Source organism: Corynebacterium sp. KPL4015, assembly GCF_040225725.1.
GTDB classification, from domain to species: domain Bacteria; phylum Actinomycetota; class Actinomycetes; order Mycobacteriales; family Mycobacteriaceae; genus Corynebacterium; species Corynebacterium rhinophilum.
Genome location: NZ_JBEHGF010000002.1, coordinates 16,465 through 31,146 on the forward strand (window position 1 = coordinate 16,465; position 14,682 = coordinate 31,146).

Here is a 14,682-nt window from a genome sequence, read left to right on the forward strand (position 1 = left end):
TGGGATATTTGATGCGCCGTTTATGGTGACGAATGCAGTGGTGCAACCGAAGAATTGAGGCAGCGTGTAGTCATAGCAGTCGTCGCGTAAGTGCCACCAACGCGACTGGAGTGACCGTCGAGTTTGTTGCAAGCGCATACGGGGGTGACGGGGGCTGGTGCTGGTATTGACGCTGGATGGTTCGTTTTGATGGATGAAAAAGCTGCAGAATTTCCGGGCATAGTAGGCAGACCCACGCGGCACAGAGGGCGAATTTTCTACACAAGCCAAGGAAAGCAACTTTGTCGCCGGACCTACGGCATATAGGGGTTGTTCCGATGTTGCGCGTTGAAGGGGCGGGCATAGACGAGCAGCAACTGGTCTTGTATAGCGAGAAGGGGCCTGGAGCTCAGTTTGGGATCCACATATTCCAAGTAATGTTAGCCAGTTGCGGATTGCGGTTGTCAGATGCGAGTTTTGGGTACCGGTGTTCTGGGGACTCGGTACTGCCGTGTTCTGGGTAGTTGGTACCGGGGCGGCCCGAATGAGTCGGCCCGGCTTTTTGCTCTATTTGTCCGGTCCTATTGGGGATGTGGCTTTGCGCATGTCAAAGTCTCCTATGTGGATTCGGTGGCCGTTGTTGAGACGGCTTACGACTGAGGGCCTGACCCCCGGAAAATAGACACGTCGGGGTTAGGCCCCGCCCCAATGTATGTGCGATCTGCGTATAGCTAGCACCGTCAAGGCATATCGTAAGAATCTGTTTGAAGTTAGCCACAACAATGAGCTTCTTTCCAAGTAGAAGTTGATGCGACACCAACGAATCGTGGTGTCGCCAACATCAACTATGAAAGAAAAACCCTTGCAGTACCAGGTAAGCGTAACCCTGGTACCAACTACGCGGACTCACGGTACCAACTACCCCAAATCGACAGCGGTTAAATATTTTTTGAATGGCTAGGGTCTGTTAAAGAATTAGTCTGTTGACACGGAAGGGGCCGAACCAAAAGACGTGTGAGGAACCTCACATATAACTTTTTTGGCACTCTTTATTTGGGGTTCGAGGAGTGGATTGCCGGTTGCGGAGTGCGTGACTTTCGGCTATTTCTGCAGTGTATGGCCAGTAAAATTCAGTAATAGCTTTATTGGATGTTCGTTATGGCGTGTTTGTCTCGGCTTGGTCAAAATAAGATAACGAACGTGTAACGAAGCCGGATCCGGGATCGTGAATGGACATTGATTGTGATGATTTCGTAACCTATTTGAGACATTGAGTTACCGCCCGAAAAGGTGCTCAATAGGAAATGAAAATTTAAAGCGTCGCATCTGGCTCCTCCTACTGAGGGGCCGAGTGGAGGAAGGCCTAAAGGAACGGTCCTCCAATGAACACTAGGCCCTAGGGTCAGAGCTTTTCTACAAGGAAAAGTAGACGCGTAGGAAGATTTGGAGTTTTTCTCGTGGCAAAGCACCGTCGTCAGGGCACTGTAAATACCCGTCGTATCGCATCTACTGCAGCCATCGCTGCAACCGCAGCTGTCGCCGCCCCAGGCGTTGCTCAGGCTGCCGAGGTCGTTGTTCCTAATACCGACTACCGTTTCGAGGTTGCCGGTCTGGAAAACGTCCCGAACATTGACCAGGTCCCAAACATTGACAAGTATGTCCCGTCCTTGGGCCAGGTTTCCAACCAGGGTGGCGACAGCTTCGTCGCTGCTGCAGAGCAGCAGGCTGCTCCGGCACCGTCCACCGTTGGTCAGAAGGCTCTGGAAGCTGCACGCTCCGTCCTCGGCTCGCCGTACGTTTACGGCGCTGCTGGCCCAAACGCTTTCGACTGCTCCGGCTTGACCAGCTGGGCCTACTCCCAGGCTGGCGTTCAGATTCCGCGTACCTCCCAGGCTCAGGCCGCTGGCGGTACCCCTGTTTCCCTGGACCAGCTCCAGCCTGGTGACATCATTTCCTACTACGGTGGCGCTTCCCACGTCGGTATCTACACCGGCAACGGCACCATCATTGACGCGCTTAACTCCGGCACCCCTGTGCAGGAGCGCGACTTGAACTACATGCCGATTAACAACGCTGTGCGCTTCTAATTCGCAGTGAAATGACATGCCCTTCCCTTTGCGAAAAAGGGAAGGGTTTTGTTGTGCAACGGCGGCTAAAACCCGCTATAGTAAAATCGATTTTTGAAAATTTTGAGTTGAAGGTCTTCTCGTGTCTAAACGTGTGCTCCCAGCTGCTGCATTAACCGCAGTCCTCGCTGTCACTTCTCTTACTGGCCTCCCGCAAGTTATCGCGCAGGAGGCGGAACCGAACCAAGAATCTACTTCTGAAAACGTCGATGATCTGGTGGATCGCGTCGGAGAGGTCGCTCGTAAGGTCTCGGCGAAGAATGAGGAAGTCAAAGAGCTAGAAGATAGGCTCGCGGCCAAGGAAGAAGAGGTCGCTCAAGCGGAGCAAGTCTCCGCAGAGGCCCAAAAACGCGTACATGACGCGCAGGGCGATGTCTCTACGCAGCAAGGCCGCGTGGACGATTTGGCACAGTCCCGCTACCGGGGAGACTCCCGTTCCGCCGTTTCGGGCGCTCTGGCTGCAGAAGACCCAACAGACGCCGTAGAACGCATGGGATATTTGGGTGCGCTTTCCCGCAAGGCACAACGCACCCTCGATGCAAAGGCAAATGCCGTCTCAATGGCTGAAGCGGTTCAGCAAGAAGCCGCTGACGCTGCGAAAAAGGTGCGCGAGGAAAAGAAGGACCTCGAAAAGCAGCGCGATGAGCTGGTGAAGCAAAAGGATGCGCTGGAAGAGCAGCAGGCGGACATCGAAGCTCAGGTGGATGCGCTGAGCGATGAACAGCGCGAAGCTTGGGAAGGACAATTCGGCGGCACGGATAAACTGGATTTCGACCTGGGAGAGATCGCTGATGGCGCTAGCTCTGCGGCTCTGTCCAAGCTGGGTTCGCCCTATGGCTGGGGTTCTGCCGGCCCGAACCAGTTCGACTGCTCTGGTCTGATGTACTGGGCATACCAGCAAATTGGGAAGACCATTCCGCGTACCTCGCAAGCACAAATTGCAGGTGGCACCTCCGTGCCGGTTGATCAGCTGCAGCCTGGCGATATCGTGGGCTACTACCCAGGAGTTACCCATGTCGGAATGTACATTGGCAACGGCCAGGTAGTACACGCCTCAACCTATGGCGTGCCGGTTCAGGTCGTGCCGCTCAACTCGATGCCTATTTCGGGGACTGCACGATTCTAAGTGGCCCGCATACTGCTGGTAACGAATGACTTTCCTCCCAAAGTCGGAGGAATCCAGTCCTACCTGCGGGACTACCTTGAAGCGCTTGACCCAGACGATGTCGTAGTATTCGCTTCAACCCAAGAGCCACCTGAGGACTATGACGCCTCGGTTGCCTACAAAGTCATTCGGTGGCCACATCGCGTGATGCTGCCCACCCTCGCAACCACGCGCCGCATGCAGGAGATCATCCGGCAGGAAGGCATTGACGTCGTGTGGTTTGGTGCGGCAGCACCGTTGGCGCTGATGGGCAAGGCTGCGCGGCAGGCAGGGGCACGCCGCGTGGTGGCAACGACGCATGGCCACGAGGTGGGCTGGTCTATGGTTCCACTGGCCCGGCAATGCCTGCGGTTGATTGGCAATAACGCCGACGTCATTACATATATCTCGGATTACACTCTGCGGCGCCTGCGCGGGCCTTTTGGCCCGCACCCAGAGTGGGCTCACCTGCCCTCTGGAGTCAGCCTAGATTTGCTTTCTCCCGCAACCCCTGCCCAGCGCGCGGCCGCGAAGGCGGAGTTCGGAGTGACCGGACCTACCATCGTCTGTATTTCCCGTTTAGTCCCGCGCAAGGGGCAAGACCAATTATTGCGGGCGATGCCGCAGGTCAGAGAAGAATTCCCGGATGCTCAGTTGATGCTGATTGGGCGCGGGCGTTATCACGATGCGTTGCGAGAATTGGCGGAGCTTTATTGCCCCGATGCGGTGATTCAGCCGGCTCCCAGCATCGAAACTGCACTTCATGCCGCGGATATTTTTGCCATGCCGGCGCGCACTCGCGGCGGAGGCTTGGACGTAGAAGGCTTGGGCATTGTTTACCTAGAGGCACAGGCCTGCGGGGTCCCGGTCGTCGCTGGTGATTCTGGGGGAGCGCCGGAGACTATTTCGGAGGAGACGGGGATCGTCGTCAAGGGCACATCTGTTGATGAGCTTGTGGCTGCCTTGAAGGCGCTCTTGCGCTCGCCGGAAATGCGTACTCGTATGGGGCAGGCGGGACGCAGGCACGTCGAAAAGCACTGGAGCTGGGAGATTATGGGGCAGCGGCTGAGAAAGCTTATGGCTTGATGTGACCCTGGCCCGGTTGTCGGTATATTCTGATATCCATGCTTGAAAACAACTCCGCCGATCTTACTATCGGCTTCGATGTCGGTGGCACCAATGTGCGCGGTGGAGTAATTACTCGAGACGGGGACATCCTCGCGAGTCGCACCATGCCAACCTCGGGCGACCCGCGCCAACTTGATGATGACCTGGTAGCAATCGTCGAGGAGCTGCGCGCAGACTATCCCGTGGGTGCGGTGGGCCTTGCTGTTGCGGGATTTTTGGATCCAGAGTGTGAGACCGTCCGCTTCGCCCCGCATCTTCCGTGGCGGAATGCGCCCGTCCGGAAAAACCTTGCGGAGCGCTTGGGGCTGCATGTCCGGTTGGAGCATGATGCCAACTCCGCCGCTTGGGGAGAATGGCGCTTTGGCGCGGGGCGCGGCGCGAAGGATTGGGTATTTTTTGCGGTCGGCACCGGCATTGGCGCTACCTTGATGACCCACGACACCATCTACCGCGGCGCGTTTGGAACTGCTCCGGAATTTGGTCATATCGTTGTGGTTCCCAATGGCAGGCAGTGCTCGTGTGGCAAACGGGGCTGCTTGGAGCGCTATGCCTCTGGCACGGCCCTGCCGGATACCGCGCGCGAACTGCGCCCAAACTATGATGAGACCTCCTTGCCGCCGTATCCCACCGGTGAGCAGGTTGCACGCGCGGCACGTGGGGGAGACCCACTTGGTGTTGCGGTAATGGAGAACTTTGGGCAGTGGTTGGGCCAAGGCCTATCCATCGTGGCTGATGTGCTTGATCCGGAGCTCATTGTCATTGGCGGCGGCGTGTCCCAAGATGCGGATATGTACTTAGAGGAAGCCACCGCTGCCATGGGCCGGGATATAGTCGGCGCTGGGCATCGCCCCCTTGCTCGCGTTGCAACCGCGGAATTGGGCTCGGCAGCAGGTATGATTGGCGTAGCTGACCTGGCCCGCCGCGGCCACTAGAATGAGCGAAGGACGAGCTGGAGATGAAAAACAAATGGTACTGGGCGTTTAAGCACATCTTTTTCGGGCCCGCCCTGCGTGTATGGAACCGCCCTTGGTCAGAAGGGATGGAAAAAATCCCTGCTGAGGGGCCCGCGATTTTGGTGTCCAACCACCAAGCGGTGATGGATTCCTTCTTCTTCCCCCTGCTGTGCCCGCGCCAAATTACTTTTTTGGCCAAGGCGGAGTATTTCACCACCCCCGGCCTCGTGGGCGGCATGCAGAAGTGGTTCTTTAGCTCCGTCGGGCAAGTTCCCATTGAGCGGGATCATGAATCAGCGGGGGAGGCCATGCTCGAGACCGCACGGAAGATTTTGGGGCGCGGTGATCTCTTTGGTATCTACCCAGAGGGAACGCGGTCTCCAGATGGGCGTGTATACAAGGGGCGTACCGGGATGGGGCGCATTGCCATGGAGACCAATCAGCCGGTCTACCCCGTCGTTATGATCAATTCTCGCAAGGCTAACCCAATCGGCTCGTGGATTGTCCGTCCCGCCAAGGTGGGGATGCGCGTGGGAGATCCCATTTACCCGCACGATTGGGCGCGCGAGCACGGCATGGATCCGCAGCAGCACGAGACCATTCGAGCGTTCACGGACATGGTCATGGGGACACTAGCCGAGCTCTCCGGCAATCCCTATGTGGATGTCTATGCGGCTGATGTAAAGGAATCATTAAAGGCCGGCCACGGATACCCCGCCGGTGCGGAGATTAAAGGGAGGTAATTACAATTCCTCAGGCCCGCTTAGCGTGGCCGGATACCGCAAAAGGAATTTCTATCATCGGCGTGGTGCTCCTACACATCACGCTGAAGGTGCCAGGAGCCGAACAAACGTGGCTAGCAACTCTCAATACCTTTCTCGACCCCCTGCGCCTTCCCCTGTTCTTTCTGGTCTCCGGCTACTTCTCTTATAAAGTCTTTCGTTACAGTTTCGCGGAGTTATTTACCCGCCGGCTCTGGTTTTTCCTCATCCCATATTTGGTGTGGATGTCCGTAGAGCATATGACCAAACAGCTGGAATACCGGTGGCTTTTCGGTGACTCCTCCATGGGTATGGCCGAGATGCTGCAAAATCTTTTCCTTGGCCATACGATGGCGTGGTTTATCCACGCGCTCATTTTGTTCAATTTATTTTTGTGGTGTGTGCGTGCTTTACCGGCGTGGGCAGGAATCGGCCTGAGCTTTACTCCCGTGCTTTTTATTGCGTGGCAGGAACAGTTTCAGTTTATTGGCAAGGCCATTATGTTCCTTCCCATCTTCGTAGGCGCCGCCTTTCTTCGCGAGCCAATCACGCGTTTTGCTGCTGCGGCAGAAGAGATATTCCGCGGCTCGTGGAGTATGCGCAGTGTTGGAGCGTATGCCGCGGCCGTCGGCGCTTATTGTGCAGGCCTGGCCCTGCGCCACGTGTGGGATGGCAACGATGCTGATGTTGCTTTTAACTGGCCCCTGCTGGGCGCGGACTTTTTAGGTTGGGGAGATGTCAACTTATTAGTGCGCCTCGTGGAACAGGCACTGGAGGTGCCGGCGGGCATTATCGGCGCCGTGCTCATTAGCCACATTCCGTGGATTGCAGAAGGCGTGAAGTTCGTCGGACGGCACACGCTACCGATTTATTTGTCGCACCCTATTGGCTTGACGGTGGGCTACGGGTACTACATGGCGCATCACGATTATGTCGTGTCTTTGGCGGGGACGTGGCCGCTGGAAAACACGTGGTTTTGGATCGCTATGTGCTTTATCTTTACGGCTATTTCTTCGCTTGCACTGTGGGCGCTGGGGAAGGTCCCTATCCTTGGCTGGACACTGGTTCCGCCGCGGATCGGTAGGCGCCGCCCCGCCGTAGAGCCGATAGTAGCGAACAAGCAACCAACAACACGGTAATGATGACGTAGTCATTGCCAACGATGTGCTGCCACCACGTCCAGTCCAGTTCTTGGTCTTCGGTATGCGGAACTTTCCAGTGGCCGCGGGCAAATAGCGCCAGCCAAGTGAGTGCCGCTAGGATCCAGCGGCGGCTGGCAACCAAGTAGACGCCCGCTAATACCAGCCAGGTGAAGTGGTGTGACCACGATACGGGGGAGCACAGCAGCGACACAGACGCCGCCAGCAGCATGAGCACGACCTGATTGCCGTGGGAAAGGCGCTCCATGGCAAACCACACAATTGCAATGACGACGATAACGCCAATGAGCCACAGAGTTTCAGCGTTATCGGGGCTAAGGCGGGTAAACAAGCCGCGCAAGGACTGGTTGGCGCTATAGGCTAGGCCGCCGATGCGTTCGGAATCCCGCAAGGTGGAGGTCCAATACTCAATCGAGCTATGCGGATTGGCGGCGAAGGCTATGAGGCCAGCGGCTACGAAGGATCCCAGGGTGGTAAAGAAGGCCTTCCATTCGCGGCGGACGAAGAAGACGGCTAAAAAGACGGCGGGAGTGAGCTTGATAGCAATGGCGATGCCGGTCAGGATGCCACGGGCCTTTTTCACCCACAGCAAATCAATGACCACTAGTGCGGTCAGCAGGATATTGATCTGACCAAAACTAAAGGTCTGCGTAATCGGCTCGGCCAGCATGGCGGCAAAAAGCCCCCAAGCCGCCCATTCCTGGCAGTTGAGGGAGCGCAATACCAGCGCAATGCACACCCACAATGCGAGTACGGAGAGGACCGTGACTACCACGGCGGCAGCGGTGAGGGGGATCCACTGCAGAGGGGCGAAGAGCAGGGCCGCAAACGGTGGGTAGGTAAAAGGCAGGGAAAAGTTGCGGTCAGTGCCTACGAAATAGTCACGATCATAAAGATCGCTGCCGAAACCTGCCCCGCCTTCGCGGTAAACATTGAGGTCAATGTGGTAAAAGGCACGAAGCTCGCCCGAGAATAACGCAGGAATATCGATAATCCACCACAGCGCCGCGAGCGCAGACAGGATTAGGGGGAGGGCGGTGATCCACAGGGCTTTATTATCGGTTCTGCTCACCCGCAAAATTTTACAGTGGCGCGATCGTGGGGCCAATTTCCCGCGCCCATCGCCGCAGCGCTAGGCTTGGGAAACGTGCGTTACTTCTATGACACCGAATTTATCGAGGATGGCAAGACCATTGAATTGGTCTCCATCGGCATCGTCGGTGAAAACGGAAGTGAATATTATGCCGTATCCACGGATTTTGACCCGTCTAAGGCCAATTCTTGGGTCAAGGAAAACGTGTTGGCTAAGCTGCCCAGCCCCCAGGATTCTGCATGGAAGCCGGCCCGCACCATCCGCACGGAAATCCTGGAGTTTCTCACGCGCAGCTCTACGCCAATTGAATTGTGGGCTTGGGTCGGCGCGTATGACCACGTGGTCTTGGCGCAGCTGTGGGGCGATATGGCGAGCTTGCCCAAGCGCCTGCCGCGCTATACCCGCGAGTTGAAGCAGCTGTGGGAGTTCGCCGGCCGCCCCAGCTTGCCGGCCGTGCCTAAGGGCAATCACGATGCGCTTGTCGATGCCCGCCATAACCTCGCTAAATTCCGCGCCTGCACCGAGGTCTTGCCCTTGTCCAAGGGGAATAGAATCAATTTCTAGCAGTTAACTACCAATCGACAGGCAGTAAATGGTTAAATGGAAGAGTGAGTTGGACAGTAGATATTCCGCAAAGTGTTCTGCCTGATCTTCCACCATTGCCAGAGGGCATTGAGGAGGTCTTCCAGGACGTCATCAAGCGTGACGCAAAGCAACAGCCTAGTTGGGATCCCACCCAAGCCGATAACGTGCGCAAGATTCTCGAGTCGGTGCCGCCCATCGTGGTTGCCCCGGAGATTGAGAAGCTCAAGCGGCAGCTTGCCGATGTCGCACTAGGAAACGCTTTCCTCCTGCAAGGCGGCGATTGCGCCGAGACCTTTGAATCGAATACCGAACCGCATATTCGCGGCAACGTCAAAACCTTACTGCAGATGGCCGTCGTCTTGACCTATGGTGCTTCCGTTCCAGTGGTGAAGCTGGGTCGCATTGCTGGGCAGTATGCGAAGCCGCGTTCTTCGGATACGGACGCGAATGGCTTGTTGAATTACCGTGGGGACATTGTCAATGGCGTGGAACCCACCGATGAGGATCGCCGTCATGACCCGGCACGCATGATCCGCGCCTACGCTAACTCTTCCGCGGCCATGAACTTGGTACGCTCTTTGACCTCCTCCGGCACCGCTGACCTGTACCGCCTGCACGAATGGAACCGGGAGTTCGTCCGTAAATCGCGCGCCGGTGCCCGCTACCAGGATCTGGCCCGCGAGATTGAAAACGGCCTGAAATTCATGAATGCCTGCGGCGTGCAGGATTCCACCTTGCACTCGGCGGATATTTACTGTTCACACGAGGCGCTGTTGAAGGATTACGAGCGTTCCATGCTGCGCTTGGGCCAAGACGATAATGGTGATACCAAGCTTTATGACCTGTCCGCGCACCAAGTGTGGATTGGTGAGCGCACGCGTGGTCTGGATGACTTCCACGTCAACTTCGCCGCCATGATCGGCAACCCGGTGGGCATCAAGCTTGGTCCTGGCGCCACGCCTGAGCAGGCCGTGGAATATGCCGAAAAGTTGGATCCCAACCGCGAGCCCGGCCGCTTGACCATCATCTCCCGCATGGGGCACGATAAGGTCCGCAGCGTGTTGCCACCCATCATCAAGGCCGTCGAAGACTCCGGGCACACCGTGGTGTGGCAGTCCGACCCCATGCACGGCAATACCTTTACCTCGTCCAACGGGTACAAGACCCGCCACTTTGACAAGATCGTCGACGAGGTGCAGGGCTTCTTCGAGGTACACCGCGATTTGGGCACCCACCCGGGCGGCGTGCACCTCGAGTTCACCGGCGAAGATGTCACGGAATGTCTCGGCGGCGCCGAGGACATCACCGACCTAGATCTGCCGGGCCGCTATGAATCCGCCGTCGATCCGCGCCTGAACACGCAACAGTCCCTCGAGCTTTCCTTCCTCATCGCAGAGATGCTGCGGAACTAGCTCCCACTAGACCCAGAGGGAAGGAGTTCCTTCGTAATAGGAGGAACCAAACCACCACCCGCTGATAGCGACCGCACCGGTTGCCACCACCACTGCGAGGAGAAAGACCAGCAGTGATGCAGGATGGCGATTGGTTAGCGGCCGCTCAGCGGGTTCTTCTTCTGCCACCTGCGCGGGGGCTTGTACAGGAGAATGCGCTTCCCCCACGCCCGCAGCGGGTGCTGCTGGAGCAGGCGGCAGTGGCGGCTCCGGGGGGACCGGTGCCTTGGGCACATCGAGGCGCGTTTCAAAGTCCGGCTGCTGCGGATCCGGCTCGGGAGGAATAACCTCGGTGGGCCCGCCGTCCAAGTGCTCGGTGGCGCCCTGCGGGATGGTCCGCGTGGGCTCAAATACATCCGTGGCGCCGATGCCGGAATAGTCAGTGGGCGTTTGTGCGGTGCGCGCGGCAGCGGCGTTGCGGGGGACCGGGATGGTTACCGTGGGCAGATCCAATTCCCGGCAAATGTCCTCGAGGGCATCCAAAAATTCCTCGGCATCGGCAAAGCGCTCGCGGGGATCGCGGGCAGTGGCGGTGGCCACGAGGGCATCGACAAGCTTGGGCACGTCCTCACCACGCGTGGATGGGGCGGGAACATCCGCATATAGGCGAGCGGTGGCGTGCGCGATCGGGGTATCCCCGGAGAAGGGCACGGTTCCAGTCAAGAGTTCAAATAGCACAATACCGGCGGAATACACGTCGGTGGCGGGGGTTATATCCTCACCGGTGACCTGTTCCGGCGCCAAATATGAAACGGTGCCGACGATCATATTCGAGGTCGCTTGCGCATTCCTCGCACGCACCAGGCCGAAATCGCCCAATTTCACCCGGTGATGCGAGGTAATGAGCACGTTGTCGGGTTTAATATCGCGGTGGATAAGCCCTGTAGAGTGTACCTCGGTCAGGCCTTGGAGCACGCTGCGCAGGGTCGATAATGCGGCAGGGACGGTCAGCGGGCCGCCTTCGGCAAGCAGCTCGCGCAGGGTGCCGCCATCGATAAGCTCCATGATGAGGTAAATGGGCTCGCCATCGGCGGAAAAATCATGAATGGCCACGAGGTTGGGGTGTTGCAACCGCGCCATCGCGCGGGCCTCGCGGGAAAAGCGCTTGATAAAAACCGGGTCATCGTCATAGCGCTCATCCATGACCTTTGCGGCCACTTGGCGGCCCAAGCGCATATCCACGCAGCGATAGACGGTAGACATACCGCCGCGGGCGATGGGGCGATCGATGCGGTAACGGTCTTCCAACACGTCACCAATTTCCAACCTAGTCATACTCCCAGTATGGCCGATCCACTAGGGCGCGTTAAAGTAGGTGGCGTGACTAATGCAGAAAATTCCCTGAATTCCTTATTGGCCGGCGAAGAGCTGCTCAGCATGCAGCAGGTGGCAGACAAGCTAGGTCTTCCCATCACGCGCGCCTATGACCTGCTCCAGGACCGCAAATTCATTGTCTGGGACTCGCCCGAAGGCAAGCGTGTGCCGCTGGCATTCTTCAATGACAAGGGGAGCATCGCCAAGCATGTCACCGGCGTTATTACCGTGCTTACCGATGGCGGCTATGACGACGAGGAAATCCTGCGCCACCTATTTACCGCAGATGACTCCCTGCCTGGCCGGGCCATTGACGCCTTGCACGGGCACCTGGCGCGCGAGGTTATTCGGCGGGCTCAGGCGTCTGCTTTTTAGCCCTGCGTGTGGGCAGTTGAGGGCCTTTGTGCCCAATGCCATCGAACATCCACTGCGTTGCGGACCAGGACACAACGATGAGGCCGATGACCCAGAACCAGTTATAGAGCTGGTGGTTGCCGTCGCCGGAAAAGCTCAAGCTGATAAATAACGCTACGCCAGAGGTAAACTTCAGCAGCCACAGCGGCGGGCGGAAGGTGCCCATGAGCGTAAAGATGGAGGCGTAGTACCACGGCAGGGTCACCGAGTTGAATACGAAGGCAACTTGGTAGGCCGCCGCGGTGCCCATAATGGCATCGCGGACAGTATGTCGGCTTAGCCACCACACGATGACTAAGCCGATGAGCATGCATACCATCGCGATCGTGCGCAGAACGCCCAAGATGGCGTTATAGGAGGCGTCCGGATCAAAAATGTGGACCGCGGGAACGATGATGTCTGCGGCCAATGTCGGCCCCGCCAAGGGGTTAATCACCTTGGAGTTGCCGCTGACCTGGGAAAGCCACCCCCATGAGGTGCCGGAGCCCCAAGTAATAAGCGCTACCGTGGCGATGATTTCCACGGCCGCGATGACGCTTGAGCAGAAGAAGGCTACTGCCGTGCGCACCACGGTAGAACCCTGAGGCGCGTAGCGGTGCACCATGAGCCAGACGATGAAGGGGGCGGCGAAGATCGCGGTAGCCTTCATTGCCACCGCCGTACCGACTAACAGCAACGCGGCGTGGAAGCGCTGGTGCAGCGCGGCCAATAGCCCCAAGGACACGAGGCCAACCATGAGGGATTCATTGTGCATGCCACCGATAAGGTGCAAGATGATGACCGGGTTGGCAACGCCAATCCACAGCGCGACCGCCGGATCCGCGCCGAGCTTTCGGGCAATGCGCGGCACCGTCCACGCAATGAGGACAAAGCCTGATAGTGAAAGCAGCTTATAGATGATGATCCCGGCAGTGACGTTATCGCCCACGACGGTGGTGACGATCTTGCCAATCCACAGGTGCAGTGGCCCGTACGGGGTGGTGGTATTGCGCCAATCTTGCGAGACCTCCAGCAGGAAGGGCCCAGGGTTGATGGCGGCGCCCTCGGTATATGGGTCGAACCCGTCGCGCACCATGGCGCCCTGCATGAGGTAGGAATACACGTCCCTGGAAGCCATGGGGCCGGCGAAAAGCAGCGGGGTGACCCATGCGATAAGAATGCGTTGTAACTCGCGCACCCCTCCCTCCGGGCGCGGGTGCTTAAGCTGCCGGCGAATAATCATGCGCCCGGCAAGCACCCAGGCGGCGGCGAGGAGGAAAATGCCCACCCAATACAGCACCAACCCGAGGTTGCGCCCGTGACCATACGATAAGAAGCCGATATTGAGCGCTTCGAGCACGCCGCCGCGATTGCGGGTCGAGCCGCCAGAAAAAGACGAAAAAAGAAGTATGCACGAGGCCACGAGGCCCAGCGGGAGCGCGCGGGGGACTGGCAAGGAGTAGGTTTTGGCCACAGTGATACCTACTTTTGTCGCGTCGTCGCCTGAATGGCTAGGTGCTCTAGTGTTTCCGTAATCTGCGGATCCACATGTGCCGCACGCAGATGAGCCAACCCGGATTCCGTCAACGCGGTAATGCGGCGCTCAATCTCATCGGGGGCGCCGGAATCCGCAATGATTTGGGATAGGCGCAGCAAGTCCTGCGGATCGGAGGTGCGGCCGATGAATTTCCGCAGGGTAGCGGCGGCGCTGGGATCGCGTTCATCGGCGCGCTGTAGCGCTAGGGCGAGAAGCTCCGTGCGCTTGCCTTCCCGTAGATCGTCCCCAGCGGGCTTGCCGGTGATCGCAGGATCCCCAAAAACTCCCAATTGGTCATCGCGCAGCTGATAAGCAATGCCGATATCGTGCCCATAGCCGCGGAAAGCCGAGATTAACTCTTCGCTCGCACCCGCGATGGCAGCGCCCAAATGCAGGGGCCGCTCGATGGTATAGGCGGCGGTTTTATAGCGATTGACGGAATTGCTCAGCGCCACGGATTCGGAACCGGCTGCCTCGAGGGAAATATCGAGCAATTGGCCGCCCAAAACCTCGGTGCGCATTCCACGCCAAGGCCCGCGTGCACGTTGCAACGCCTCCGAGCTGAGCCCAGAATCCTGAAACATATCCTCGGCATAGACCAGCGCAAAATCACCCACCAAGATGGCGACCGACGTACCAAAGAATTCCGGATCCCCTAAGAAATCAGATTCCCGGTGGAGGCGCTCTGCTTCCCGATGCACCGTTGGTTTCCCGCGCCGGGTATTCGACGCGTCAATGATGTCATCGTGGATAAGTGCGCAGGCCTGGATAAACTCCAGCGAGGACGCCGCGCGCAGCATGGCCTCAGGGGATTCCGAGCCGCGGCCTGCGGCGAGGTAACCCGCCCACGCATACATGGGGCGCATTCTTTTTCCGCCATCGAGGACGAATGATTCCAAGAAGCTCATGGCGGTACTGACCGGGGCGCCGATCTCTGCCACGTGATCCCGGCGCTGATCCAAGAAGATGGCCAGTTTTTCGCGCACCGCGCCGGGGATATCCGCAAGCTCAGGAATATTCGTCATAGTCACACCTCCACACGATACCGCCTAGGGCCA

The 14,682-nt window shown here is 58.1% G+C and carries 13 protein-coding genes; 9 read left to right on the forward strand and 4 right to left on the reverse strand.

The features are described 5' to 3' along the window. The first annotated feature begins 1,436 nt into the window (after positions 1-1,436). The 6 genes from ABRP64_RS00935 (at position 1,437) to ABRP64_RS00960 (ending at position 7,230) form a co-directional block, all read left to right on the forward strand. Positions 1,437-2,066, forward strand: coding sequence for a C40 family peptidase (locus ABRP64_RS00935; protein ID WP_284851948.1), 630 nt, complete (start codon positions 1,437-1,439; stop codon positions 2,064-2,066). A gap of 121 nt (positions 2,067-2,187) precedes the next feature. Beyond that, positions 2,188-3,231: a C40 family peptidase gene (locus ABRP64_RS00940; protein WP_284784549.1), complete on the forward strand. Its 1,044-nt coding sequence runs from the start codon at positions 2,188-2,190 to the stop codon at positions 3,229-3,231. Next, a complete protein-coding gene (locus ABRP64_RS00945; protein WP_284769497.1) occupies positions 3,232-4,335 on the forward strand; it encodes a glycosyltransferase family 4 protein in 1,104 nt (367 codons plus the stop codon). It abuts the gene before it with no gap. A 38-nt stretch (positions 4,336-4,373) separates the two neighbouring features. Next, the gene (locus ABRP64_RS00950; RefSeq protein ID WP_284769498.1) at positions 4,374-5,309 is read left to right on the forward strand and encodes an ROK family protein; all 936 of its coding nucleotides are present in this window, start codon (positions 4,374-4,376) and stop codon (positions 5,307-5,309) included. A 23-nt stretch (positions 5,310-5,332) separates the two neighbouring features. Then, positions 5,333-6,073 carry a lysophospholipid acyltransferase family protein gene (locus tag ABRP64_RS00955; RefSeq protein ID WP_284769499.1) on the forward strand — a complete coding sequence of 247 codons (741 nt, stop codon included), beginning with the start codon at positions 5,333-5,335 and terminating at the stop codon, positions 6,071-6,073. Between the two features lie 62 nt (positions 6,074-6,135). Then, positions 6,136-7,230, forward strand: coding sequence for an acyltransferase family protein (locus ABRP64_RS00960; protein WP_349865105.1), 1,095 nt, complete (start codon positions 6,136-6,138; stop codon positions 7,228-7,230). Here ABRP64_RS00960 and ABRP64_RS00965 read toward each other — a convergent pair. Then, positions 7,136-8,323 (reverse strand): glycosyltransferase 87 family protein, encoded by a 1,188-nt coding sequence (locus tag ABRP64_RS00965; protein WP_349865107.1) that lies wholly within the window; start codon positions 8,321-8,323, stop codon positions 7,136-7,138. The two genes, ABRP64_RS00960 and ABRP64_RS00965, sit on opposite strands and share 95 nt — an antisense overlap. Positions 8,324-8,398: 75 nt before the next feature. On the opposite strand from ABRP64_RS00965, the gene ABRP64_RS00970 reads away from it, so the two are divergent. Further along, positions 8,399-8,908, forward strand: a complete 510-nt coding sequence (locus ABRP64_RS00970) for a polyadenylate-specific 3'-exoribonuclease AS (RefSeq protein ID WP_284784644.1) — start codon at positions 8,399-8,401, stop codon at positions 8,906-8,908. A gap of 44 nt (positions 8,909-8,952) precedes the next feature. Further along, the gene (locus ABRP64_RS00975) at positions 8,953-10,341 is read left to right on the forward strand and encodes a class II 3-deoxy-7-phosphoheptulonate synthase (protein ID WP_284769502.1); all 1,389 of its coding nucleotides are present in this window, start codon (positions 8,953-8,955) and stop codon (positions 10,339-10,341) included. Positions 10,342-10,347: 6 nt separating this feature from the next. Here the strand turns inward: ABRP64_RS00975 and ABRP64_RS00980 are convergent, their stop codons facing one another. Beyond that, complete coding sequence (locus ABRP64_RS00980; protein ID WP_284784542.1) at positions 10,348-11,655, reverse strand: serine/threonine-protein kinase; 1,308 nt, start codon at positions 11,653-11,655, stop codon at positions 10,348-10,350. 9 nt (positions 11,656-11,664) lie between these two features. Here ABRP64_RS00980 and ABRP64_RS00985 point away from each other — a divergent pair, with 9 nt between their 5' ends. Next, positions 11,665-12,069, forward strand: coding sequence for an Rv2175c family DNA-binding protein (locus tag ABRP64_RS00985; RefSeq protein WP_349865108.1), 405 nt, complete (start codon positions 11,665-11,667; stop codon positions 12,067-12,069). Here ABRP64_RS00985 and ABRP64_RS00990 read toward each other — a convergent pair. Both ABRP64_RS00990 and ABRP64_RS00995 read right to left on the reverse strand, forming a co-directional pair. Beyond that, positions 12,038-13,561, reverse strand: a complete 1,524-nt coding sequence (locus ABRP64_RS00990; protein WP_284783557.1) for an alpha-(1->6)-mannopyranosyltransferase A — start codon at positions 13,559-13,561, stop codon at positions 12,038-12,040. The two genes, ABRP64_RS00985 and ABRP64_RS00990, sit on opposite strands and share 32 nt — an antisense overlap. Positions 13,562-13,569: 8 nt before the next feature. Continuing rightward, the gene (locus tag ABRP64_RS00995) at positions 13,570-14,649 is read right to left on the reverse strand and encodes a polyprenyl synthetase family protein (RefSeq protein WP_284769505.1); all 1,080 of its coding nucleotides are present in this window, start codon (positions 14,647-14,649) and stop codon (positions 13,570-13,572) included. Positions 14,650-14,682: the final 33 nt, after the last annotated feature.

Excerpts from the sequence above, each read along its gene's own strand:
- ABRP64_RS00980 (WP_284784542.1), bottom strand. The coding sequence starts at position 11,655 with ATGACTAGGTTGGAAATTGGTGACGTGTTGGAAGACCGTTACCGCATC.
- ABRP64_RS00985 (WP_349865108.1), top strand. The coding sequence starts at position 11,665 with ATGGCCGATCCACTAGGGCGCGTTAAAGTAGGTGGCGTGACTAATGCA.
- ABRP64_RS00950 (WP_284769498.1), top strand. The coding sequence starts at position 4,374 with ATGCTTGAAAACAACTCCGCCGATCTTACTATCGGCTTCGATGTCGGT.
- ABRP64_RS00955 (WP_284769499.1), top strand. The coding sequence starts at position 5,333 with ATGAAAAACAAATGGTACTGGGCGTTTAAGCACATCTTTTTCGGGCCC.
- ABRP64_RS00995 (WP_284769505.1), bottom strand. The coding sequence starts at position 14,649 with ATGACGAATATTCCTGAGCTTGCGGATATCCCCGGCGCGGTGCGCGAA.